The following is a 24,772-nucleotide window of genomic DNA, read 5'->3' on the forward strand; positions in this document are numbered from 1 at the left end:
TAAATTAAAAGTAACGGGAAACGTATAATTTGTCGCTTATTTTATAAAATGACATATGCTTTTTATAATTAATGAAAAGTGTGTTTCATTTCCTGGAAACGCAGTTTATACCGAGGGTTATTAAGGGAATGCCGCGCCATGCGTGGGTTTGCGCAAATACGTAAACAATCTGAAAAAATGAAAAAATAAATTTGCTTGAACGATTCACCGTTTTTTTCGCGGGTTTAAGTATGCCAGGATAAATACGCAATTATGTGTTTCTTAAACTCGTTCATTTATCACAAAAGGATTGTTCGATGTCCAACAATGGCTCGTCACCGCTGGTGCTTTGGTATAACCAACTCGGCATGAATGATGTAGACAGAGTTGGGGGCAAAAATGCCTCCCTGGGTGAAATGATTACTAACCTTTCCGGCATGGGCGTATCCGTACCGAATGGTTTTGCAACCACTGCTGATGCGTTTAACCAGTTTTTGGATCAAAGCGGCGTAAACCAGCGCATTTATGAACTGCTGGATAAGACGGATGTTGATGATGTCTCCCAGTTGGCGAAAGCGGGCGCGCAGATCCGCCAGTGGATTATCGACACTCCTTTCCAGCCGACGCTGGAAAACGCTATCCGCGATGCCTATGCGCAGCTTTCGTCGGATGATGAAAATGCCTCTTTTGCCGTACGCTCCTCCGCTACGGCGGAAGATATGCCAGATGCTTCGTTTGCGGGTCAGCAAGAAACGTTTCTTAACGTTCAGGGCTTCGATGCGGTACTGGTAGCAGTGAAACACGTATTTGCTTCTCTGTTTAACGATCGTGCCATCTCTTATCGCGTTCACCAGGGATATGATCATCGCGGCGTAGCGCTTTCCGCTGGCGTGCAGCGAATGGTTCGCTCCGATCTCGCCTCGTCAGGGGTGATGTTCTCTATCGATACCGAATCCGGCTTTGACCAGGTGGTCTTTATCACCTCGGCATGGGGTTTGGGTGAAATGGTGGTGCAGGGCGCGGTTAACCCGGATGAATTTTATGTGCATAAGCCAACCCTGGCGGCAGGCCGTCCGGCCATCGTGCGGCGCACCATGGGGTCGAAAAAAATCCGCATGGTTTACGCCGCCACTCAGGAACACGGCAAGCAAGTGAAGATTGAAGATGTGCCGCAGGAACAGCGCGACATTTTCTCGCTCACCAACGGAGAAGTGCAGGAACTGGCGAAACAGGCGGTGCAGATTGAGCAGCACTATGGTCGTCCGATGGATATCGAATGGGCGAAAGACGGTCATACCGGTAAGCTCTTTATTGTGCAGGCACGTCCGGAAACCGTGCGCTCTCGCGGCCAGGTGATGGAGCGTTATACGCTACATGCGCAGGGGAAAATCATTGCCGAAGGTCGCGCCATTGGTCATCGTATCGGCGCGGGTACGGTGAAAGTTATTCATGATATCGGCGAAATGAACCGTATTGAGCCTGGTGATGTCCTTGTCACCGACATGACCGACCCGGACTGGGAACCGATCATGAAAAAAGCGGCGGCGATTGTCACTAACCGTGGCGGGCGAACCTGTCACGCGGCGATTATCGCCCGCGAATTGGGCATTCCGGCGGTAGTCGGCTGTGGCGACGCCACCGAACGCATGAAAGATGGCGAAAAAGTGACCGTCTCCTGCGCGGAAGGTGATACCGGTTATGTTTATGCTGACATGTTGGATTTCAGCGTAAAAAGCTCCAGCGTAGATACCATGCCAGAGCTACCGCTGAAGGTAATGATGAACGTTGGCAACCCGGACAGGGCATTTGACTTTGCCTGCCTGCCGAATGAAGGTGTAGGTCTGGCGCGACTGGAATTCATCATTAACCGTATGATTGGCGTTCACCCGCGCGCGCTGCTGGAGTTTGACGACCAGGATGCCGCGCTGCAAAACGACATTCGTGAGATGATGAAGGGGTTTGACTCGCCGCGTGAATTTTACGTTGGTCGACTGACGGAAGGGATCGCGACGTTAGGCGCGGCCTTCTACCCGAAACGCGTCATCGTTCGCCTGTCTGACTTTAAGTCCAACGAATACGCCAACCTGGTCGGCGGCGAACGCTATGAGCCGCATGAAGAAAACCCGATGCTGGGCTTCCGCGGCGCGGGTCGTTACGTCGCAGAAAGTTTCCGCGATTGTTTTGCACTGGAATGTGAAGCGGTGAAACGCGTGCGCAACGATATGGGCCTTACCAACGTCGAAATCATGATCCCGTTCGTGCGGACGGTCGACCAGGCGAAAGCGGTCGTCGAAGAGCTGGCGCGTCAGGGGCTCAAACGCGGCGAGAATGGGTTGAAGATCATCATGATGTGCGAGATTCCGTCCAATGCCTTGCTGGCTGAACAGTTCCTCGAATATTTTGATGGATTCTCGATTGGTTCTAACGACATGACACAACTGGCGCTGGGGTTGGATCGCGATTCCGGCGTGGTTTCCGAACTGTTTGACGAGCGTAACGACGCGGTGAAAGCGCTGCTGTCGATGGCGATTCGCGCGGCAAAAAAACAGGGCAAATATGTTGGAATTTGCGGTCAGGGGCCGTCTGACCATGAAGACTTTGCTGCCTGGCTGATGGAAGAGGGGATCGACAGCCTGTCGCTGAACCCGGATACCGTGGTTCAGACCTGGCTGAGTCTGGCGGAACTGAAGAAGTAAACCGCGGCCAGATAACGCTATGCTTATCCGGCCTGCACAAGAAACATGTTGTGTAGGCCGGATAGGGCGTATGCCGCTCGACGCCGGCATTATGCCGGGTCAGGCGTTGTGCAGAATCATTAATACGCTGCGTAGATCATTAACGGCGATTTGCCCCGGCGCCGAAGCCTGCTTCACCGCGCCAAACGTGGCGGCAGAGCCAAACACTTCCCCTGCCAGACGTGAAATGACACCCTCTTTCGCCATCGACATAGTAATTACCGGACGGTCGGCGTAGCGTTGCTGCATCTCCAGCGTGGCAGTGAGTAACGTTAATACATCATGCTTGCTTTGCGGCATAACGGCAATCTTGGGAATATCCGCGCCGAGCGCTTGCATTTTACGTAGCCGCCGAACCATTTCCTCTGCGGACGGCGTCTGGTGAAAATCGTGGTTAGACATCACGACATAAACATTATGCGCGTGGGCATAATCGACAGTGGCTTTAACGTCAGCATCACCGGTAAATAGCTCAAGATCGATCATATCGACCAGGCCGCTGTCGATTGCGGCACGATTAAGCGCGAGATAATGCTGAGTGGTTATCGTCTGCTCGCCGCCTTCTTTGGCGCTGCGGAAAGTAAACAGTAACGGAATGTCAGGCATCGCATCGCGGATAGCACGCGCAGCGGTAAGAACGGATTGAGTCGATGCGATATCCATAAAGTGATCCACGCGCCACTCCAGAATATCGAATGTGGCTTCGCGGTAGGCCAGCGCTTCCGCTTTCACGCTGTTGATGTCTCTCCCCATCAACGACACGATAATTTTGGGCATCCCTTCGCCAATGATAAGATTTTTTACGGTGACGGTTTTCATGCGTGTCCTGTCGGTTTTTTTTCTTCTCGCCATTATGAACGGTGAGGCTGGCCGCTTGAAGTAAAAAAAAAGCCCATCGTGGGAGACGGGCAAAGACTACACACAGCAATTCGTTGTTTCACTCAGGGGATTTCCATGCTTATAAATCAATGCGTTGATTTATAACCGTGTGCTAATAGTAGGCATGAGCACTTTTTGCGTCGATCAGATTCGTCTCAATAGTTTAAAAACTGTAACGAATTTGAGACAGAAATGAGATGTGGTGGGGAGCAGACAGGCGAATCAAAATGGGGAGTGCGTTGAATTGATAAACGTCGCTAAAGCATCGGGCGGCGATGCCGCCCGACTGGATTATGACTGTTTGTTGGCTTCCTCGATTTCATCCAGCTCTTCAAGGATCTCCTCTGGTTCATTCGTTGGCGCCGGAATTTCATTTACCCACGCGGAGAACAAACGCCAGGTCACGGCCAGAAGCACCGGTCCAATAAACAGACCAATCATGCCGAATGCAATCAGGCCACCGATCACTCCGGAAAGGATCAGAAGCAGCGGTAAATCGGCGCCCATGCGGATGAGTACCGGGCGAATCACGTTATCCAGAGTGCCGACGACGGCGCTCCATACCAGCAGTACGGTGCCCCAGGTGGTGTCGCCTGTCCAGTAAAGCCAGATAATGGCTGGAATCAGTACCGGCAACGGCCCTAATTGAACCAGACACGAAAGGATCATCACTACCGTCAACAGGGTAGCGTAAGGCACGCCGGAAATCGCCAGCCCGACGCCGCCAAGTACTGCCTGTACCAGCGCGGTGACAACCACGCCAAGCGCCACGGCACGGATCGCCTGGGCAGCCAGCAGAACCGCCGCATCGCCGCGTTTAGCCGCGAGACGACAGGCAAAATGGCGTATTCCCATCGCCACTTGTTCGCCGCGCCAGTAAAGCAGGGCGCTAAACAACAGCATCAGGGCGCAGTGCATCATAAAGCGTCCTATATGCGCCGCCTGACCGACAAACCAGGTCGTGGTTGTGCCGATATAAGGACGCACTTTCGCCATAATAGCGCTACCGCCCATATCCAGCAGACTATGCCATCCGGCATACAGTTTGGCGCCAACCAACGGAATATTATTTAACCATGCAAGATCGGGTAGCGTCATATCGCCGCCAGTCACTGCATGGATGAGCGGGCCGCTACCATCGACAATGCTGTTAACCAGCAAGGCGACGGGAATAACGAAGAGCAGCACTAACAGCAACGTCATGACCAGTACGGCAAGCGAGCGGCGGCCCCACAATATTTTTTGTAATTTCAGCAAAACGGGCCAGGTCGCGATAACAATCGTACCTGCCCATGCAAACCCTAAAATAAAAGGCTGTACTATCCACAAACAGGCCACAATCATGATGGCTAAAAACAGCACCGATAGCAGCACTTGCGCAATATCCCTGGGCTGACGAACATTTACCATAAATACTTTTCACCTTTGTCTTTGCGCCAGAACGTTGGCGCGACGTGAACATGCAAACCACACCCTATAATGATGAGCAATTTCAGCGGTTTTTAACAGGCCGATTCTGCATGTAATTCTGTTGGGCGCACAGGAAAAAAATGTGATACAACAAATAACGCAACACGCAAACGATTAAGCATCCCTTCCTGTGCGTAGACCGCTCGCGCTCGCCGGGTTGGGCGCCACCGTTCACAACATAGACCGCAGGAAAGGGTCAATATAATGATTCCACAAATTTCTCAGGCACCCGGCGTCGTTCAGCTGGTGCTCAATTTTTTGCAGGCGCTGGAGCAGCAAGGGTTTACGGGCGATACGGCAACCAGCTATGCCGACCGTCTGACAATGTCGACCGATAACAGTATCTACCAGCTTCTTCCCGATGCTGTTGTGTTTCCTCGTTCTACGGCGGATGTCGCGCTTCTTGCCCGTCTGGCGGCGGAGCCGCGCTTTACGTCGCTGATATTTACCCCGCGAGGCGGCGGTACTGGCACTAATGGCCAGGCGCTAAACCAGGGCATTATTGTTGATATGTCCCGCTATATGAACCGCATTATTGAAATTAATCCTGAAGAGGGATGGGTGCGGGTAGAGGCGGGAGTTATAAAAGATCAGCTTAATCAGGCGCTAAAGCCGTATGGCTATTTTTTTGCGCCGGAGCTTTCCACCAGTAATCGCGCAACGCTGGGCGGTATGATTAATACCGATGCTTCCGGTCAGGGCTCGCTGGTCTATGGAAAAACGTCAGATCACGTCTTAGGCATACGGGCCGTATTGTTGGGGGGCGATATCCTTGACACGCAATCGATGCCCGTAGAGCTTGCCCAGACGCTGGGTGAAAACACGACGACGCCAGGCCGCATCTATCAGACCGTCTATCAGTCCTGCCTGGAAAATCGTCAACTTATCCTCGATAGCTTTCCAAAGCTCAATCGCTTCCTGACAGGCTACGATTTACGCCACGTCTTTAACGATGACATGACCCGCTTCGATCTCACCCGCATCTTAACAGGGTCGGAAGGGACGCTGGCGTTTATTACTGAAGCCCGGCTGGATATTACCCCGATACCCAAAGTCCGCCGTCTGGTGAATGTAAAATACGACTCCTTTGATTCCGCGCTGCGTAATGCCCCTTTTATGGTTGACGCGCGCGCCTTATCCGTCGAGACGGTCGATTCTAAAGTCCTTAACCTCGCGCGGGAAGATATTGTCTGGCACTCCGTTAGCGAATTGATTACCGATGTGCCGGATAAAGAGATGCTTGGCCTGAATATCGTGGAATTCGCGGGTGACGATGAAGCGCTTATTGACGGACAGATCGAGGCGCTGTGCCACCGGCTGGATGGCCTGATGGCGCGTGCGGAAGCGGGTGTGATCGGCTGGCAACTTTGTACCGATTTGACGGGTATTGAGCGTATTTACGCGATGCGTAAAAAAGCGGTAGGGCTGCTGGGTAATGCGAAAGGTGCTGCTAAACCGATTCCTTTTGCGGAAGATACCTGCGTGCCGCCTGAACATCTGGCCGATTACATCGCCGAATTTCGCGCCCTGCTGGATGGTCATGGATTAAGTTACGGCATGTTCGGTCACGTGGATGCCGGGGTGCTGCATGTGCGTCCGGCGCTGGATATGTGCGATCCGCAGCAGGAACTGTTGATGAAACAGATCTCCGATGAGGTCGTCGCGCTGACCGCCAGATACGGCGGGCTGTTGTGGGGCGAGCATGGAAAAGGCTTCCGTGCGGAATACAGCCCGGCCTTTTTCGGGGAAGTCCTGTATGGCGAGCTGCGCAAAATAAAAGCGGCTTTTGATCCGCACAATCGACTTAACCCGGGTAAAATTTGTCCGCCGCAGGGGATAGAGGCGCCGATGATGAAGGTGGATGCGGTAAAACGCGGCACCTGGGATCGTCAAATCCCGCTGGCGGTACGGCAGACCTGGCGCGGCGCTATGGAGTGTAATGGTAACGGCCTGTGTTTTAATTTCGATGCGAAAAGCCCGATGTGCCCGTCGATGAAAATTAGCCTTAACCGAATCCACTCGCCGAAAGGGCGGGCGACGCTGGTGCGGGAATGGCTCCGTCTATTGGCCGATCGCGGCGTCGATCCGTTGAAGCTGGAAAAGGATCTGCCGGAAAAACGCGCCAGCTTGCGCACGCTGATTGCCCGTACCCGGAATAGTTGGCACAGACGCAAAGGCGAGTATGACTTTTCCCATGAAGTTAAAGAGGCCATGTCCGGCTGTCTGGCGTGTAAAGCCTGCTCGACCCAGTGTCCGATTAAAATCGATGTTCCGGAGTTTCGTTCACGTTTCTTACAGCTTTACCATACGCGTTATCTGCGTCCGGTACGCGATCATCTGGTGGCGACGGTCGAGACCTATGCGCCGCTGATGGCGCGTGCGCCAAAGACCTTTAACTTTTTTATTAACCAACCGATGGTTCGTAATCTGGCGAAAAAACATATCGGTATGGTGGACTTACCGCTGCTTTCCGCCCCCTCGTTGCAACAGCAACTGGTGGGCCATCCGTCCGCCAATATGACGCTTGAACAACTGGAGCGCATGAGCGCTGAGCAAAAAGCGAAAACGGTACTGGTGGTTCAGGACCCGTTTACCAGCTACTACGATGCTCGGGTCGTGGCGGATTTTATCCGCCTGGCGGAAAAACTGGGCAGGAGACCGGTATTGTTGCCGTTCTCGCCGAATGGTAAGGCGCAGCATATTAAAGGTTTTCTTAATCGCTTTGCGAAAACGGCGAAAAAAACCTCTGAATTTCTTAATCGGATCGCCGCGTTGGGGATGCCGATGGTGGGCGTCGATCCGGCGCTGGTGCTATGTTATCGCGACGAATACAAACTGGCGCTGGGCGAACAGCGCGGCGATTTTCATGTGTTGCTGGTGAATGAATGGTTGGCGCAGGAAATAAATACAAGACTGTCCGTCAAGGTGAGCGGCGAACCGTGGTACTTTTTTGGCCATTGTACGGAAGTCACGGCTTTACCCGGCGCGCCTGCGCAGTGGGCCGCCATCTTCGCCCATTTTGGCGCGAAGCTGGAAAATGTCAGCGTAGGCTGTTGCGGTATGGCGGGTACTTATGGACATGAAGTAACCAATCATCAAAATTCGCTGGGAATTTATGAGCTATTCTGGCATCAGGCGATGCAACGTCTACCGCGAAACCGTTGCCTGGCAACCGGTTATTCCTGCCGAAGCCAGGTCAAACGCATTGAAGGTACGGGCGTGCGTCACCCGTTGCAGGCATTACTGGAGATTATGGGATGATCTGGAAACGCGAAGTGACCCTCGATGCGCTAAATGCGATGGGGGAAGGGAATATGGTTGGCCTGCTTGATATCCACTTTGAGCATATTGGGGATGATACGCTGGAAGCGACAATGCCCGTCGATCATCGCACCAAACAACCGTTCGGCTTGCTGCATGGCGGAGCGTCTGTGGTACTGGCGGAAAGTATCGGTTCGGTCGCAGGCTATCTGTGTACGCAGGGGGAGCAAAAGGTGGTGGGTCTGGAGGTGAATGCCAACCATGTACGGTCGGCACGTCAGGGGCGCGTGCGGGGCGTCTGTAAAGCGTTGCATATCGGGGCTCGCCATCAGGTCTGGCAGATAGACATCTTTGATGAACAGGGACGTCTGTGCTGTTCTTCGCGTCTTACTACAGCGATTGTGTGACGTTGTCACCGTAAAAGTGTGATGCATATTGCTTTTGGTCAAAATGTGCGCAGAAAAAGGTGATATACTGTGCACGTTTACACATAAGCGAGGATGATATGTCTACTGATTTAGACCCAACCCAACTGGCGATTGAATTCTTACGCCGTGATAAAACCGAACTTTCTCCCGCGCAGTATCTGAAACGTTTAAAACAGCTGGAGTTAGAGTTTGCCGATCTCCTCACCCTCTCTGCAACCGAACTGAAAGAAGAGATCTATTTCGCCTGGCGGTTGGGCGTGCATTAATAAAGTCTGTGTAGGCCGGATAAGGCGTTCGCCGCCATCCGGCTATGTTGCCAGGCAATCTCACCAGACAATTTCATCTGGTAATATGCAATCCCCTTGATTTTGTTTAAAAAAACACAGATCGCCATTTGTGCTAAAAAGGCGTGCTCTCTTTATGAGATTATTCTTATGCCCCTTCAAGAGCTAAGCCATTAAGAGTGCCGGAGATAAGCGCCGGATGGGGCCGGAACCCTTAAGCCTGTATTGAACAGACTTAAGGGTTTTTCTTTTCCCTGGCGCGCAAAAAACTAAGGTCTATCAATAACCGCTGGCATGTCGTCAGCCGTGTTATTGTTCAAAATACGGTTAGCCAGCACACCTGACATCATCGATCCGTTAACGTTCAGTGCCGTGCGGGCCATATCAACGATAGGTTCGATGGCAATAAAAATACCGACCAGCGCAACGGGAAAATTCAACGTCGACAGGACAATCAGCGCCGCGAACGTACCGCCGCCGCCGACGCCGGCTACGCCAATGGACCCCAGCGCAATAGCGGGCAACATCGCGACCAGAAAATGCAGCGAGAGCGGATCAATGCCGATGGTGGGCGCAATCATCGCCACCATAATAGCCGGATAAATCCCGGCACAGCCATTTTGTCCCATACTGGAGCCAAACGAAGCGGAAATATTGGCAATGGTGCTTTGTACGCCAAATTTTTCCTGAGCGGAAATGGCCAGCGGAATAGAGGCTGCGCTGCTGCGGGAAACAAACGCAAAGGTTAAGACAGGCCAGACCATTCTGAAATAACGTGCTGGATTATTACCGCTGAGGACCAGCAAAATGGCGTGCACGATAAACATCATTAAAATCGCAATATAACAGGCGCCGATAAAACCAAGTAAGCTGGCGAATTGTTCAAGGCGGTATGATGAAAATACGGTAATCATTAATGCCATGACGCCATAGGGCGTTAATGCAATAACGATACGTACCATCTTCATCACCCAGATCTGAATAGCGTTAATGCCTGCGCTTAATTTCTGACCTTCTTGCGGCGCCTCTTTTTTGACTTTTAACAGGGCGATCCCCGCTATTAGCGTGAAGATAACGATTCCGATAACGGAAACACTTCTGGCCCCCGTAAGATCAAGAAAAATATTCGTCGGGATCAGCGATGTTATCAACTGGGGAATCGACACGGCGGCAGTTTTGTTGACTTCTTCGGTGGTCAATGTTGACGGCATGTGCACAAAAGCGCTGGCGTCAAGTCCCAGTATATGAGCGGTCAGTAATCCGATAAAACCGGCAATCATCACCAGGCATAACATGCACCCGACGATCGTCAGCGACATTTTTCCGATGCCGGCGCTATTTTCCAGTTTATTGATGGCAGAAATAATAGAAATAAAAATTAGCGGTATAGCGACCAGTTTTAACAGGTTGACGTAACCATTGCCGACGATGCTGTACCATTCGATAATAGTTTTAGTGTGATTTGCTGAAATAAAATGCAGGGATAAACCAATAACAGCCCCTAAAAAGATAGCGATAAAAACGCTTTTCGACAGGGAGTCGCTTTTTTGATTAATTCTGAAGATGACCCACGAGAAAACCAAAAAAAGTGCGATATACGCGAGCGTGACAACCATATTTTAAGCCTCTTGCCTCATTCAGCACCTGAAATGCCGGAAAGAGTTAACATAAACCTATAGCCCAAACTGAGTTATAGAACCGTTGCGGATTATAAAGAGTGGAACGCCAGGTATCCATACAAAAAATGGGGTTCTGACCTCGCTGCCCAACAACGTCGACAGCCTATTAATTAAATAGTCATTTTCTATACATCTTTTCGTTTTTGACCTGTCAGAACGGTCAATATCTTTTAACTCATTAAATATCAACATATTAAATGAATTTTTGTCTGTCTTATGGCCTGGCGGACAGAGTCTATGCTTAATAAAAGGCGCTCAATCTGACCGTTTGTCGGAAAGCCCCTGTGGTTAAGGGGTTGAAGTGATAATCATTATCACTAACATGCTGTTATATCCTGGTGATTAAGAACGCGAGGTAACCCTATGGAATTGCATTCAGGAACGTTTAACCCGGAGGACTTCCCCTGGCAAGGGCTGACGTTAACGCCAGCGGCGGCGACGCACATACGTGAACTGGCGGCAAAGCAGCCGGGCATGTTGGGCGTGCGGTTAAGCGTAAAACAGACGGGATGTGCCGGATTCGGCTATGTTCTGGATACCGTTCGGGAACCGGATAAAGACGATCTGGTTTTTGAAGTCGAAGGTGCAAAGCTCTTCGCGCCGTTACAGGCGATGCCTTTTATTGACGGAACAGAAGTGGATTACGTACAGGAAGGGCTGAACCAGTTATTTAAATTTCATAACCCCAAAGCCCAGAATGAATGCGGCTGCGGCGAAAGTTTTGGGGTATAGGCGGTACTATGTCTCGTAATACTGAAGCAACGGAAGAGGTCGGCATCTGGACAGGCGGACGCCTTAATTACAAAGAAGGATTTTTCACGCAATTACCCACTGATGAACTGGCAAAAGGCATCAGCGAAGAGGTGGTGCGTGCGATTTCCGCAAAGCGTAACGAACCTGAGTGGATGCTGGAATTTCGTCTCAATGCCTATAGAGCCTGGCTGGAAATGGATGAACCGCACTGGCTGAAGGCGCACTACGATAAACTGAACTATCAGGACTACAGCTATTACTCTGCGCCATCATGCGGAAACTGCGACGATAGCTGCGTTTCCCAGCCGGGAGCCGTACAGCAAACAGGCGCGAATACTTTTCTGAGTAAAGAGGTTGAAGACGCCTTCGAGCAGCTTGGCGTTCCCGTTCGCGAAGGGAAAGAGGTCGCCGTAGATGCGATTTTTGACTCTGTCTCCGTGGCGACCACATACCGTGAAAAACTGGCGGAGCAGGGCATTATTTTCTGTTCTTTTGGTGAAGCGATACACGATCACCCTGACCTGGTCAGGAAATATCTTGGCACCGTCGTTCCGGGGAACGATAACTTTTTTGCCGCGCTGAATGCGGCGGTCGCTTCCGATGGGACGTTTATCTATGTTCCCAAAGGCGTGCGTTGCCCAATGGAGCTATCCACTTATTTTCGCATTAACGCCGAGAAAACCGGTCAGTTTGAGCGCACGATTCTGGTGGCAGATGAAGGCAGCTATGTGAGTTATATCGAAGGATGCTCCGCGCCCGTACGCGACAGTTATCAACTCCACGCCGCGGTAGTGGAAGTCATCATCCATAAAGACGCTGAAGTAAAATACTCCACCGTACAAAACTGGTTCCCGGGCGACAACAACACGGGCGGCATTCTGAACTTTGTGACCAAGCGTGCGTTGTGCGAAGGGGAAAACAGCAAGATGTCCTGGACTCAGTCGGAAACCGGTTCGGCGATTACCTGGAAATACCCGAGCTGTATTCTGCGCGGTGATAATTCTATCGGCGAGTTCTATTCCGTGGCGCTGACCAGCGGACATCAGCAGGCTGACACCGGCACCAAAATGATCCATATCGGTAAAAACACGCGCTCGACCATTATCTCAAAAGGCATTTCCGCCGGGCACAGCCAGAACAGCTACCGTGGGCTGGTAAAAATTATGCCGACGGCGACCAACGCCCGAAATTTCACACAATGCGACTCCATGTTGATTGGCGCGGACTGCGGCGCGCATACGTTCCCGTATGTTGAATGCCGTAATAACAGCGCGCAGCTAGAGCACGAGGCGACAACATCACGCATCGGTGAAGATCAGCTTTTCTATTGCCTGCAACGCGGCATCAGCGAAGAAGACGCTATTTCGATGATCGTCAACGGTTTCTGTAAAGACGTTTTCTCGGAACTGCCGCTGGAGTTTGCCGTTGAAGCGCAAAAACTGCTGGCGATTAGTCTTGAGCACAGCGTCGGTTAATGATTAAGGAAAACCCATGTTAAGCATCAAAGAGTTACAGGTCAGTGTGGAAGAAAAAGCAATTTTGCGTGGCCTGAATCTGGAGATTCGCCCCGGCGAAGTTCACGCCATTATGGGGCCGAACGGTTCCGGAAAAAGCACGCTCTCCGCTACTCTGGCGGGACGTGAAGATTATGAGGTCACTGGCGGCTCGGTTACGTTCAAAGGTAAAGATCTGCTTGAACTGTCGCCGGAAGAACGGGCGGGCGAAGGGATTTTTATGGCCTTCCAGTACCCGGTAGAAATCCCCGGCGTCAGTAACCAGTTTTTCCTGCAAACCGCGCTGAATGCCGTGCGCGCCTACCGAGGGCAGGCGTCGTTGGATCGCTTTGATTTTCAGGATCTGATGGAAGAAAAGATCGCATTGCTGAAAATGCCGGAAGATTTACTGACCCGTTCGGTAAACGTCGGTTTTTCCGGCGGGGAGAAAAAGCGCAATGATATTTTGCAAATGGCGGTGCTGGAGCCGGAACTGTGCATCCTTGATGAGTCTGACTCCGGACTGGACATCGATGCGTTGAAAATTGTGGCGGAAGGCGTCAACGCGCTACGCGACGATAAACGCGCTTTTATTATCGTGACCCACTATCAGCGCATACTGGACTACATCAAGCCCGATTACGTCCATGTCCTCTATCAGGGGCGAATTGTCCGATCCGGCGATTTTACTCTGGTCAAACAACTGGAGGAGCAGGGTTATGGCTGGCTTACCGAACAGCAGTAAAGCGCTACAACAATGGCAGCATCTCTTTGAAGAGAAAGGAGAAAGTCGAACTGAGCAGGCAAGACAACATTTACAACAGATGTTGCGTCTGGGATTGCCAACGCGTAAACATGAAGACTGGAAATACACACCGCTGGAGGGCTTAACTCATAGCCAGTTTATCCAGCAGTTTGCGACTATCAGCGCCGTACAGCGTGATGCGTTGGCGTTGCAAATCGATGCCGTGCGGCTGGTGTTTGTCGACGGGCGGTTTATGCCAGAGCTCAGTGATAGCACGCAAAACAGCGGATTTGACGTTAGCGTCATGGATGAGCGCCAGACGCTTGCCGCGCCGGTACAGCCCGAGGTTTTTCTGCATCTGACGGAAAGCCTGGCGCAATGTGTTACGTATATACAGGTACGGCAAAATCAGCGTCCGACCAGACCGCTACTGTTAATGCATATCACCCAGGGCGTGGCTGGCGACGAGCTAAACACTGCGCATTATCGCCACCATCTGGCGCTGGCGGAGGGCGCGGAGGCGACGGTTATTGAGCATTATGTCAGCCTTACAGAGGCAAAACATTTTACCGGCGCGCGTCTGACGATGAAAGTTGCAGGGAATGCGCAACTGCGCCATATCAAACTGGCGTTTGAAAATGCGTCCAGCTATCACTTTGCGCATAACGATCTTCTGCTGGCGACAGACGCCTCGGCGTTTAGCCACAGTTTTCTGCTGGGCGCCGCAGTACTACGTCACCACACCAGCACACAACTGAATGGCGAAAACGCGACGCTTCGACTTAATAGCCTGGCGATGCCGGTAAAAAATGAAGTCTGCGATACGCGGACATGGCTGGAACATAACAAAGGCTACTGTAACAGCCGCCAGTTGCACAAGACCATCGTCAGCGACAAAGGACGCGCGGTCTTTAATGGTCTGATCAACGTGGCACAACACGCCATTAAAACCGATGGTCAGATGACCAATAATAACCTGCTATTAGGGAAACTGGCCGAAGTCGATACCAAACCGCAATTAGAGATCTATGCCGATGACGTGAAGTGCAGCCACGGCGCGACGATCGGGCGTATTGACGATGAGCAGATGTTTTATCTGCAATCACGCGGCATCAGGCAGCAGGAGGCGCGGCACATGATTCTTTACGCGTTTGCCGCAGAGTTAACGGAAGCTATCCATGATAGCGCCCTTAAACAGCAGGTACTGGCGCGAATTGGCCAGCGACTGCCCGGAGGCTTAGCATGACATTTTCTGTTGAAAAGGTACGGGCGGATTTTCCCATATTGCAACGTGAAATTAACGGCCTGCCGCTGGCTTACCTGGACAGCGCAGCCAGCGCCCAAAAACCCAATCAGGTGATTGACGCTGAATCTGCCTTCTACCGTCACGGCTACGCTGCGGTACATCGTGGTATCCATACGTTAAGCGCGCAGGCGACCGAAAGCATGGAGAATGTGCGTAAGCAGGCGTCGCGGTTTATTAACGCCCGCTCCGCAGAAGAACTGGTTTTCGTGCGCGGTACGACGGAGGGCATTAACCTTGTCGCCAACAGTTGGGGAACGGAAAATATTCGCGCCGGGGATAACATTATTATCAGCGAGATGGAGCATCACGCTAACATCGTTCCCTGGCAGATGCTGTGCGAGCGCAAAGGCGCTGAACTGCGCGTGATCCCATTGAATCCTGACGGTACGCTACGGCTGGAGATTTTAGCAACGCTGTTCGATGACCGAACCCGGCTGTTGGCCATTACCCATGTTTCCAACGTGCTGGGGACGGAAAACCCGCTGCCGGACATGATTGCGCTGGCGCGCCAGCATGGGGCGAAAGTGCTGGTGGATGGCGCACAGGCTGTGATGCATCATGCTGTTGACGTCCAGGCGTTGGACTGCGATTTTTACGTTTTTTCCGGCCATAAACTCTACGGGCCGACCGGCATCGGTATTCTGTATGTTAAAGAGGCGTTGCTGCAAGAGATGCCGCCGTGGGAAGGGGGCGGGTCGATGATCGCGACTGTTAGCCTGACGCAGGGAACGACATGGGCGAAGGCGCCCTGGCGTTTTGAAGCGGGAACGCCGAATACTGGCGGTATCATCGGTCTCGGCGCGGCAATTGACTATGTGACGTCGCTGGGCCTGGATAAGATTGGCGATTATGAGCAAATACTGATGCACTATGCGCTGGAGCAACTGGCGCAGGTGCCTGATATTACGCTATATGGTCCGGCGCAGCGGTTGGGCGTCGTCGCTTTTAACCTGGGTAAACACCATGCTTATGACGTTGGCAGCTTCCTTGATAATTACGGTATCGCGGTACGAACGGGGCATCACTGCGCGATGCCGCTCATGGCCTGGTATGGCGTGCCGGCAATGTGCCGGGCTTCGCTGGCGATGTATAACACCCATGAAGAAGTGGACCGACTGGTGGCAGGATTAACGCGTATCCACCGTTTATTAGGATAACAGTGAGGTTTTATGGCTGCGCTACCGGATAAAGAAAAATTGCTGCGTAACTTTATGCGTTGCGCTAATTGGGAAGAGAAATATTTATATATTATTGAGTTGGGGCAGCGCCTGGCGGAATTAAATACGCAGGATCGTAATCCGCAAAATACGATTCAGGGCTGTCAGAGCCAGGTGTGGATCGTGATGCGGCGAAACGCTGGCGGCATTATCGAATTGCAGGGCGACAGCGACGCGACGATCGTCAAAGGCCTTATGGCGGTGGTGTTTATTTTGTACCACCAAATGACGGCGCAGGATATTGTGCATTTTGATGTACGGCCATGGTTTGAAAAAATGGCGCTTGCGCAGCACCTCACGCCTTCCCGTTCTCAGGGGCTGGAAGCAATGATTCGCGCAATTCGCGCTAAGGCCGCCACTCTTAGCTAAACTATACAGACAGCGTTCTACCTGATGTCAAATCCTTTGCCGGACGGCGACGTCGCTTTATCCATAGTGGACAGAGCGTGTATTTTGTTGTTCTGATAAGCGAAGCGCTATCAGTCGTCGCAGGGGACATCACCAGGAATACAGGAGGTTTGGTATGAAACGTGCGTCTTTCATTACTCTTACATTTATCAGCGCGTATAGCGCGTTACAGGCGGCCTGGGCGGTTGATTATCCATTGCCGCCCGAAGGCAGCCGTCTTATTGGTCAGAATCAAACCTATACCGTACAGGAAGGTGATAAAAACCTGCAGGCTATCGCCCGGCGTTTTGATACGGCGGCGATGCTCATTCTTGAAGCGAACAATACGATTGCGCCGGTGCCTAAGCCTGGTACGTTAATTACCATTCCCTCGCAGATGCTATTGCCGGATGCGCCCAGGGAAGGCGTTATCGTCAACCTCGCGGAGCTACGGTTGTATTATTACCCGCCGGGAGAAAATCGCGTTCAGGTGTATCCCATCGGCATCGGTTTGCAGGGACTGGAGACTCCCGTCATGGACACCCGGATAGGGCAAAAGATCCCCAACCCGACGTGGACGCCGACGGCGGGCATACGCCAACGTTCGCTTGAGCGGGGGATCACGCTACCGCCGGTGATCCCTGCCGGGCCAAATAACCCGCTGGGACGCTATGCGCTGCGTCTGGCGCACGGTAATGGAGAATATCTTATTCATGGCACCAGCGCGCCGGATAGCGTTGGCCTGCGCGTGAGCTCCGGTTGCATTCGCATGAATGCGCCTGACATTAAAGCGTTATTTGCGCAGGTCAGAACGGGGACGCCGGTAAAAGTGATTAACCAGCCGGTGAAATTCTCTGTCGAGCCGAATGGCATTCGTTATGTAGAGGTGCACCGGCCGCTATCACCGGAAGAAGAGCAAAACGTGCAGACGATGCCTTACGCGCTGCCTACGGAGTTTACCTCGTTCAGAAACGCGGAAGGGGTGGATAGTCGCCTGGTCGATAAGGCGCTATACCGGCGAGCCGGGTATCCTGTCAGCGTGAGCGCCAGGCAGACGTCGGTGGCAAATACGACAGCAGTCGAATCCGCTCAGAACGGTTTTGTCGGGGAAGAGGGGCAAACGCGCGCGACGCAGTAGCTTTCGCGGCAAACAGACGGACAAAAAAATGGCGCACAATGTGCGCCATTTTTATTACGCAGGTACTATTACTTACGGTATTTAGTAGCCTGGTTGTCCAGACGCTGGTTAGCGCGAGCTGCGTCGTCTTTAGCAGCCTGAACGTCGGAACGCATTGCGTTCACGTCGTTGCTCAGCTGGTCAACTTTAGCGTTCAGAGTCTGAACGTCAGAAGACAGCTGATCGATTTTAGCGTTGCTGGAGCAACCAGCCAGCAGAGTAGAACCCAGGATTACCGCGCCCAGTACCAGTTTAGTACGATTCATTATTAATACCCTCTAGATTGAGTTAATCTCCATGTAGCGTTACAAGTATTACACAAACTTTTTTAGGTTGAGAATATTTTTTTGATGGGAATGCACTTATTTTTGATCGTTCGCTCAAAGAAGCATCGAAAAGCATGAAAGTCCCTAAAAACCGAAATAAAACAGGGGGCTTCCATCGGATTCTTCTTAGATAATCTGCAATTAGATAGTAAAATCCGATTTGATTTTTTATTAATAGCAGCTATCGATTAAATAAAAAAAGCGCCGCGAGGGCGCTTTTTTAAACAACTTAATTCACATAACAATTATTACAGTACGTGAACAGAGGCGGTGTTAGTGGTGCCGCTTGGAACCAGCGCGCCGGAGACCATCACTACAACGTCGCCTTTCTGGGCGAGGCCGCTTTGCAGGGCGACATCTTTGCCCAGACGGTAGAAATCATCAGTAGAATTAATTTCTTTCACCAGCTGCGACACCACGCCTTTGCTCAGCACTAACTGACGGGCGGTCACTTCATTGGTAGTCAACGCCAGGATGGTGGCGTCCGGGAAGTATTTACGCACGGCGCGAGCGGATTTACCGCCCTGGGTCGCTACCACGATCAGCGGCGCTTCCAGTTTCTCGGCGGTTTCTACCGCGCCGCGGCATACCGCTTCCGTAATGCGCAGTTTACGGCTGTCGTTGTTGTAATCCAGACGGCTGCTCATGACGCGGTCGGTACGTTCGCAGATGGTCGCCATGATAGAAACGGCTTCCAGCGGGTATTTTCCTTTTGCAGATTCGCCGGACAGCATAACTGCATCCGTACCGTCGAGGATGGCGTTCGCAACGTCGCCTGCTTCCGCGCGGGTCGGACGCGGATTTTTGATCATGGAATCCAGCATCTGAGTCGCCGTGATCACGACTTTACGTGCGCGGATACATTTTTCGATCATCATCTTCTGCGCGAAGATCACTTCTTCAACCGGGATTTCTACACCCAGGTCGCCACGCGCAACCATGATGCCGTCGGAAGCTTCGAGAATTTCATCGAAGTTGTTCAGGCCTTCCTGGTTTTCGATCTTGGAGATAATCTGGATGTTTTCGCCGCCGTGGGTTTTCAGATGCTCGCGAATTTCGACAACATCAGAACGTTTACGGATAAAGGAAGCCGCAACAAAGTCAACGCCCTGTTCGCAACCAAAGATCAGGTCCTGTTTGTCTTTTTCAGCCAGTGCGGGCAGAGCGATAGAAACGCCCGGCAGGTTAACGCCTTTGTTTTCGCCCAGATCGCCGTTGTTCAGCACCTTACAAATCACTTTATTGCCTTCGATGGCGGTTACTTCCATACCGATCAGACCATCGTCAACCAGTACGGTGTTGCCAACTGACAGATCGGAGGTGAAGCCTTCATAGGTGACGGCAACGATTTCATTATTACCGATCACGGATTTGTCGGTGGTAAAAGTAAAGGTCTGACCCGCTTTCAGAGAAACGTCGTTGCCGCCCTCCAGTTTAATGGTGCGGATTTCTGGTCCTTTAGTATCAAGCAGAATAGCGGCTTTTTTACCGGTCTTGCTCATCACGTTGCGCAAGTTCTGGATACGCTGACCGTGTTCTGCATAATCGCCATGAGAGAAGTTCAGACGCATCACGTTCATGCCCGCGTCCAGCATTTTGGTTAACATCTCTTCGGATTCGGTTTTCGGACCGATAGTACAAACAATTTTCGTCTTTTTCATGACAGTCTTAGTCTTTAAGTTGAGGAGGATATGAAAATCTGGCTTCAGGCGCGCACGGCCCGGAAGCTAAGCCTGTGTTGCTAAAGTGATGATGCCTCGCTCTAAGGATAGGTGACATCGAAAGAGCGTGCAGAGGAATGTGTGCTCGCGTTTCAGCCCAACGGAAAGGGGATAATTTTAGTCGTTGAGTTTTACAGTCCAATGCGCTGAAACCATTCAAGAGACAATTGGCGCGCATTATACGCTGAAATTTACATAAAAGGAAAATGAAAACCCTGTTTCACAGGACATCTGTGCAGATCCACAACGGTTTGTTATTACAATGTTTACAATGTATCTGGCGATGACGCCGCCCGAACATGGGCGGCGTTGCGCAACAGGGAGTATTGTTGCGTATGATGTCAATCAAGCAACTTTTTGCCTTCCAGGTCGATGGCGATGTTTTGGTTGTGCGCTTTTCGATAGCACAGAATCGCTATCCCGATCGCCGCCCAGCTAATTCCGAGTATCAAAGCGTGAATGTTCATGTTTAAACAGACGTAGCCGATGACGATCATCCCCATGATTGGCGAAATAACATGGGCAAAAATGCGCCGCTGGGCTTTCATCCGGAAATTAAACAGAATAAACACACACAGGTTCACGACAAAAAAAGCGAAAAGTGCGCCAAAGTTCACCAGCGTGGAGATAGATTCAATCTTGCCGGAAAACAGGTAGCTGAGCAGCAGGGTGACGCCGCCGGTAAACAGAATGGCATAATCCGGCGTTTTACGCGTGGTATGGATGTGAGCGAGGAAGGCGGGCAACATTCGGTCGCGCCCCATTGAAAATAGCACTCTGGACACCGCCGTTTGCGCAGTAATAATGTTGCCGACGGCGCACACAAACGCCACGATGATGGAAAACGCCACTTTAAGCCAGATACCGCCAACGTTGCCGGCAATGGTGAAAAATGCTTCATTCGTCGCATTACCTTCCGCGAAGCGGTCGACGTTACCGGTGGCGAAAGCCGCAAACGCCACAACGATAATAAACAGTACCGTCGCTAAAACTAACGCTAACAGCGTTGCTTTACTGACGGCGCGCCCCCCGCCTTCGCTTTCTTCACTTAATGTACTGATAGCGTCAAAGCCGAGAAAATTCAGCGCAGCTACCGAAATCGCCGTCGCGATTAGTCCGGGGGTGAACCACTGTGAATCGAAAAAAGGCCGGAAGGAAAGCGTTATCTGACTACTGTCCAGCATCATCAGACGTACAATCAGTAGAACGAAAATCGCCAGAATACTGAGTTGAATAACGACCAGTAACTTATCGAATTTCGCCGTTTGCTGTATACCGAGATAGTTGATTCCGGTGCCGATAGCCACATAAATCAACGGCCAGACCCAGACCGGGATTTGCAGTAAAATAGCGTGGACCGCGACGCCGCCCAGCACTGCCACGAGTGTAGGGAACAAAAGATAATCCAGCAATAATATCCATCCGGTAAGAAACCCTGCGGCGGGATTAATGCATACGCCGGCATACGCATAGGCTGAACCCGACGATGAAATATGCTGCGATAAGGTAGAGTAGCTGTATGCAGTAAAAAACATCGCAATAGCGCCAATAATATAAACCAGTGCAACCATACCGTGCGAAAGATTATAAACGACGCCATAAAGAGAGACTGGCGCGATAGGCACCATAAACACCAGACCATAAAGCACTAAATCAGTGAGAGACAATTTTTTGACTTTTTTCATGATAAATACCTTAATGGCTTTTTATGCCAGGTCGCGTAAAAACGCGCTTACCGCTGCGAGGCAGGGCGCGATATTTTCTTCATGCGGGTTATGGCTGCTGTGGGGAATAGTGACCGCGCGGCAGTCTGAAATGTGAGAGAGAAGCGGAGAGACGACGCGCTCGGTTGCCTGATCGTTTTCGCCGCGTAGCACCAGAACAGGGCAACGTATCTGGCGCAAATGGGGCGTAATATCCCAGTTGGCAAGCTTGCCATTTACCGCCAGTTCATTTGTTCCCCATAAAATGTGATAACCCGTAGGGTCGGCGGCGAACTGCGCATTAGAGATCTGAACATGAACGGCTTCTTCCGCGAGGGTATAAACGTGTCTGGCATAGTAAGCGACGAGCTGTTCTGGTGGGTTTTGATAAATGACGGCGGGCATAATGACGTCTTTGATATTGTCATCGGACATCGGCGCCAGGGCGTTAAAGAGCCGCATGGCTTCCTGTTGCCACAGGGCGATACTGGCCGGTGAACTGGCCTGTATCGCCCCGCGAAGCCCGGCAGGCTGTAAGCAGGCGTGCTCTGCGGCAAGCATTCCGCCCCAGGAATGTCCCAGTATAGAATACCCGTGCCCAATACCCAGGTGATCAATTAATTGGGTTAATTGACGGAGGTAACGCGCAATAGTCCAGAAAGACGCATCGGCATGAGGAAAATGTGTTGAACGACCGCAACCATATTGATCGTAAAATATTACCATGCGCCCGTCATCAGCCAGATGACGATAATTTAATAAATAATCAAAGCCGCCAGAAGGGCCGCCATGAAGGATAATTAGCGGCGTGAGTAATGATTTTCTGTCGCCATAAATTCGATAGCTCGTCAATATGCTTTCAGAAAACATTTCGCCATAGAGATAAGTATTATTCATATTTTTAACTACTCAGTGTGTGGCAGGGAAGGCGAAATCCATGTTCGCCTGGGTAATATTATTTTTTTATCGCGAGTAGAACATTACACCAGAATGTGGCGTAGTGTTCCCATTGCAGAAATTGTGGGCTTCCCCAGTGCGGCGAACAATCACTGGCAAAGCAACATACTTTCCCTTTATTATAGGTGCCCATAACTAACAGCGGATCGCCATTAATTTCAGCAAGGGTATGACTTTTTTCTTTGGCGATAAGCTTGTTATAGCCTAACAGCGGCGGCCATTCGCTAAACGGCTGGGTAATAACGTGTTCTACCGCTGTATTTACTGCTTTACATCCTTGCGGTAATTCTACGCGGTCATCTACGTCCAGCATATCAACCGGCAACACCTCCGCCAGAATTGTATTTTTATAATTGGCTTTCGCTTCTATTCCGGTAAAGGATAAATACCCGCCGATCATCAACAGGCCACCGCCCTCAGCAACATAATCTGCGATAAGTTGTAACGCATCAGGAATAATATTCATAGTATAAAACGTTCTGTTTTGTAACAGGAAGGTATTGCTACCAATATCACTGATGACGATCGCATCATAGCAGGCTAACGCTTCGGCGGTTTGTGGAAAACGAGTTTGCACAATATGGGCAGGCATATAGTCCACATCGATATTACCCTGGCGTAAGCAGGATAATAAATAGTCTGCGCCTTCTTCATATTTGCTCGATGTAAAGCTATCAAAACCTTTAGAGTGAATCATATGAATGTGCCATGACTCGCCAATAAATAAAATTTTCATTATGTCACCTGTTAATTAATGTTAATTACTTTATTAGATTGGGTACGCATTCGATGTAAAACCTGCAAGTGCTGAGGCATACTCGACGCACCGACTTGTTCCACCGCCAGAGAAGCGAAAGCGGAGGCATATTGAATGGCAGCGACCAGGTCTGCTTGTCGCGCCAGCGCGGCGGCTAAAGCGCCATTAAAAGCGTCGCCGGCCCCAGCGGCATCTTTTACCACGGCGCTCCACGCAGGAATATACAACGTGCGGGCGTGCTCACAGAGCAGAGAACCACGGGCGCCAAGGGTAATGATGACTTTTTTCACCCCGGATTGCAGAATAATATTTCCGGCTTTTTTCCCATCATTAATATCAGTAATGGTTACGCCGGATAAAAAAGAGGCTTCAGTTTCATTCGGCGTGATGATGTCAATATCAGATAATAAATGCGTCACCTGTTTTGTATAGGGGGCAGGATTCAGGATAATTGTTTTATTTTCTTGTTTTCCCAACCGAATAAACTCAGCCAGTGCTTCAATGTTTGTTTCGAGCTGCATTAACATAACGTCAGACTCGGCGATATAACGGTATTGTTCGTTAATCTCTTGCGTGGTGAGCATCATATTGGCGCCAGGATAGATGGCGATAATATTATCGCCATCAACGGAGGAGACATAGATCAATGCGCTGCCGGTTGGCGCTTTATCTGTTTGATACGCGCTGTATGAGGCGATGCCTGATTGAATAATATGATTCATCGCAAATGCGCTGAACTGATCCTTGCCCACTTTAAAAATAAAATGTGCCGCAGCACCGGCATTGTTTGCCGCCAACGCCTGGTTGGCTCCTTTACCGCCAGGATAGAATCCAAAATGACTGGCCAGAATGGATTCTCCGCTTTGCGGAAACCACGGCACGGTTGTTGAGACATCAATATTAAATGAACCTAAGACACATACCTTGCCTGCTTTTTTTGTGCTTTCCCGGCGCAGTTTTGCATCCTGATGGATTGGCGTGGCGATAGTGCTGGAGATATCAATCTTATTTTCAGTGATAAGCTTACTAAGCGCGTCATGGTTTAAAATCCCTCCGCCATAGCAACGCTGAAGCATACCGGATTTCTGAAAAAAACGCAGATCGGAACGAATAGTCTCCTGGCTGACCTTATAAAGGCCTGAAAGTTTACTGACGCTAACACTATTATCTTTTATCAGTAAATTAATGATGGCATGACGTCTTTCTTCTTTAAACATATTGCCTCCGGGTAGTGAGTTGAATTGTATTTATGGCAATGTTGTCATGCGGTGAATTCAATCACAGATTATGCGCTGAACCGGAAGTAACCCCAAATAAGTGTAAATAACCAGAAGCGCAGGCAATGTGTTAAATATTAATTTCTTACAGAAGGGGGAAATAGTTTTATGAGTGTTGTCATATATTTTCTATGTAATATGACGGCATGAACTTAAAATAGTTGGGCTTGCACGATTCAGTGAGTATACGAAGCCGGACAGCGTTCGCTTATCAGTCGATGAAATAAACGATGTCGCT

21 protein-coding genes and 1 other RNA gene are annotated in these 24,772 nt (G+C 50.9%); 11 read left to right on the forward strand and 11 right to left on the reverse strand.

Annotated elements, in window-relative coordinates; all coding sequences use genetic code 11:
* Positions 1-296 precede the first annotated feature (296 nt).
* Positions 297-2,675 carry a phosphoenolpyruvate synthase gene (gene ppsA / locus F4V72_RS04570; RefSeq protein WP_136058246.1) on the forward strand — a complete coding sequence of 793 codons (2,379 nt, stop codon included), beginning with the start codon at positions 297-299 and terminating at the stop codon, positions 2,673-2,675.
* Between the two features lie 99 nt (positions 2,676-2,774).
* Here the strand turns inward: ppsA and aroD are convergent, their stop codons facing one another.
* The 3 genes from aroD to ydiK all read right to left on the reverse strand — a co-directional run bounded on the left by aroD (position 2,775) and on the right by ydiK (position 5,003).
* Positions 2,775-3,533 carry a type I 3-dehydroquinate dehydratase gene (gene aroD, locus F4V72_RS04575; protein ID WP_053508108.1) on the reverse strand — a complete coding sequence of 253 codons (759 nt, stop codon included), beginning with the start codon at positions 3,531-3,533 and terminating at the stop codon, positions 2,775-2,777.
* A gap of 61 nt (positions 3,534-3,594) precedes the next feature.
* An RNA gene (rprA, locus tag F4V72_RS04580) (antisense sRNA RprA) lies at positions 3,595-3,702 on the reverse strand.
* A 182-nt stretch (positions 3,703-3,884) separates the two neighbouring features.
* The gene (ydiK, locus tag F4V72_RS04585; protein ID WP_023248041.1) at positions 3,885-5,003 is read right to left on the reverse strand and encodes an AI-2E family transporter YdiK; all 1,119 of its coding nucleotides are present in this window, start codon (positions 5,001-5,003) and stop codon (positions 3,885-3,887) included.
* A 264-nt stretch (positions 5,004-5,267) separates the two neighbouring features.
* On the opposite strand from ydiK, the gene ydiJ reads away from it, so the two are divergent.
* The 3 genes from ydiJ to F4V72_RS04600 all read left to right on the forward strand — a co-directional run bounded on the left by ydiJ (position 5,268) and on the right by F4V72_RS04600 (position 9,018).
* Complete coding sequence (gene ydiJ / locus F4V72_RS04590) at positions 5,268-8,324, forward strand: D-2-hydroxyglutarate dehydrogenase YdiJ (protein WP_150342427.1); 3,057 nt, start codon at positions 5,268-5,270, stop codon at positions 8,322-8,324.
* Entirely contained in the window at positions 8,321-8,731 is a 411-nt protein-coding gene (gene menI, locus F4V72_RS04595) for a 1,4-dihydroxy-2-naphthoyl-CoA hydrolase (protein ID WP_023248043.1), read from the forward strand. The genes ydiJ and menI overlap by 4 nt, the downstream gene beginning before the upstream one ends.
* Before the next feature lie 98 nt (positions 8,732-8,829).
* A complete protein-coding gene (locus F4V72_RS04600; protein ID WP_001537749.1) occupies positions 8,830-9,018 on the forward strand; it encodes a YdiH family protein in 189 nt (62 codons plus the stop codon).
* A 287-nt stretch (positions 9,019-9,305) separates the two neighbouring features.
* Here F4V72_RS04600 and F4V72_RS04605 read toward each other — a convergent pair whose 3' ends face one another.
* Complete coding sequence (locus F4V72_RS04605; protein WP_136058247.1) at positions 9,306-10,652, reverse strand: L-cystine transporter; 1,347 nt, start codon at positions 10,650-10,652, stop codon at positions 9,306-9,308.
* A gap of 426 nt (positions 10,653-11,078) precedes the next feature.
* On the opposite strand from F4V72_RS04605, the gene sufA reads away from it, so the two are divergent.
* The 7 genes from sufA to ldtE all read left to right on the forward strand — a co-directional run bounded on the left by sufA (position 11,079) and on the right by ldtE (position 17,754).
* Positions 11,079-11,447: a Fe-S cluster assembly scaffold SufA gene (gene sufA / locus F4V72_RS04610; RefSeq protein WP_023248045.1), complete on the forward strand. Its 369-nt coding sequence runs from the start codon at positions 11,079-11,081 to the stop codon at positions 11,445-11,447.
* An 8-nt stretch (positions 11,448-11,455) separates the two neighbouring features.
* Positions 11,456-12,943 (forward strand): Fe-S cluster assembly protein SufB, encoded by a 1,488-nt coding sequence (sufB, locus tag F4V72_RS04615; RefSeq protein WP_053508102.1) that lies wholly within the window; start codon positions 11,456-11,458, stop codon positions 12,941-12,943.
* Positions 12,944-12,959: 16 nt separating this feature from the next.
* Positions 12,960-13,706: a Fe-S cluster assembly ATPase SufC gene (sufC, locus tag F4V72_RS04620; RefSeq protein ID WP_023248047.1), complete on the forward strand. Its 747-nt coding sequence runs from the start codon at positions 12,960-12,962 to the stop codon at positions 13,704-13,706.
* Positions 13,681-14,952: a Fe-S cluster assembly protein SufD gene (sufD, locus tag F4V72_RS04625; RefSeq protein WP_053508100.1), complete on the forward strand. Its 1,272-nt coding sequence runs from the start codon at positions 13,681-13,683 to the stop codon at positions 14,950-14,952. Before sufC ends, sufD begins: the two co-directional genes overlap by 26 nt.
* Positions 14,949-16,169 carry a cysteine desulfurase SufS gene (gene sufS, locus F4V72_RS04630; RefSeq protein WP_023248049.1) on the forward strand — a complete coding sequence of 407 codons (1,221 nt, stop codon included), beginning with the start codon at positions 14,949-14,951 and terminating at the stop codon, positions 16,167-16,169. Before sufD ends, sufS begins: the two co-directional genes overlap by 4 nt.
* Positions 16,170-16,181: 12 nt before the next feature.
* Positions 16,182-16,598, forward strand: coding sequence for a cysteine desulfuration protein SufE (gene sufE / locus F4V72_RS04635; protein ID WP_079796286.1), 417 nt, complete (start codon positions 16,182-16,184; stop codon positions 16,596-16,598).
* A 154-nt stretch (positions 16,599-16,752) separates the two neighbouring features.
* Positions 16,753-17,754, forward strand: coding sequence for a L,D-transpeptidase LdtE (gene ldtE, locus F4V72_RS04640; RefSeq protein ID WP_070801183.1), 1,002 nt, complete (start codon positions 16,753-16,755; stop codon positions 17,752-17,754).
* A 68-nt stretch (positions 17,755-17,822) separates the two neighbouring features.
* On the opposite strand, the gene lpp is transcribed toward ldtE, so the two are convergent.
* The 7 genes from lpp to F4V72_RS04670 form a co-directional block, all read right to left on the reverse strand.
* Positions 17,823-18,059 carry a murein lipoprotein Lpp gene (gene lpp, locus F4V72_RS04645; RefSeq protein WP_001082307.1) on the reverse strand — a complete coding sequence of 79 codons (237 nt, stop codon included), beginning with the start codon at positions 18,057-18,059 and terminating at the stop codon, positions 17,823-17,825.
* A gap of 308 nt (positions 18,060-18,367) precedes the next feature.
* Positions 18,368-19,780: a pyruvate kinase PykF gene (gene pykF / locus F4V72_RS04650; RefSeq protein ID WP_023248052.1), complete on the reverse strand. Its 1,413-nt coding sequence runs from the start codon at positions 19,778-19,780 to the stop codon at positions 18,368-18,370.
* Between the two features lie 7 nt (positions 19,781-19,787).
* The gene (locus tag F4V72_RS24710; protein ID WP_418895915.1) at positions 19,788-20,018 is read right to left on the reverse strand and encodes a hypothetical protein; all 231 of its coding nucleotides are present in this window, start codon (positions 20,016-20,018) and stop codon (positions 19,788-19,790) included.
* Positions 20,019-20,181: 163 nt separating this feature from the next.
* Positions 20,182-21,525, reverse strand: coding sequence for an APC family permease (locus F4V72_RS04655; RefSeq protein ID WP_079836406.1), 1,344 nt, complete (start codon positions 21,523-21,525; stop codon positions 20,182-20,184).
* Positions 21,526-21,546: 21 nt separating this feature from the next.
* A complete protein-coding gene (locus tag F4V72_RS04660; protein ID WP_136058248.1) occupies positions 21,547-22,440 on the reverse strand; it encodes a proline iminopeptidase-family hydrolase in 894 nt (297 codons plus the stop codon).
* A 58-nt stretch (positions 22,441-22,498) separates the two neighbouring features.
* Positions 22,499-23,236, reverse strand: coding sequence for a glutamine amidotransferase (locus F4V72_RS04665; RefSeq protein ID WP_053508094.1), 738 nt, complete (start codon positions 23,234-23,236; stop codon positions 22,499-22,501).
* A gap of 11 nt (positions 23,237-23,247) precedes the next feature.
* Positions 23,248-24,474 carry a PfkB family carbohydrate kinase gene (locus tag F4V72_RS04670; RefSeq protein ID WP_136058249.1) on the reverse strand — a complete coding sequence of 409 codons (1,227 nt, stop codon included), beginning with the start codon at positions 24,472-24,474 and terminating at the stop codon, positions 23,248-23,250.
* Positions 24,475-24,772: the final 298 nt, after the last annotated feature.

The sequence above is a fragment of the Salmonella enterica subsp. diarizonae genome (genome assembly GCF_008692785.1).
Taxonomy (GTDB): Bacteria; Pseudomonadota; Gammaproteobacteria; order Enterobacterales; family Enterobacteriaceae; genus Salmonella; species Salmonella diarizonae.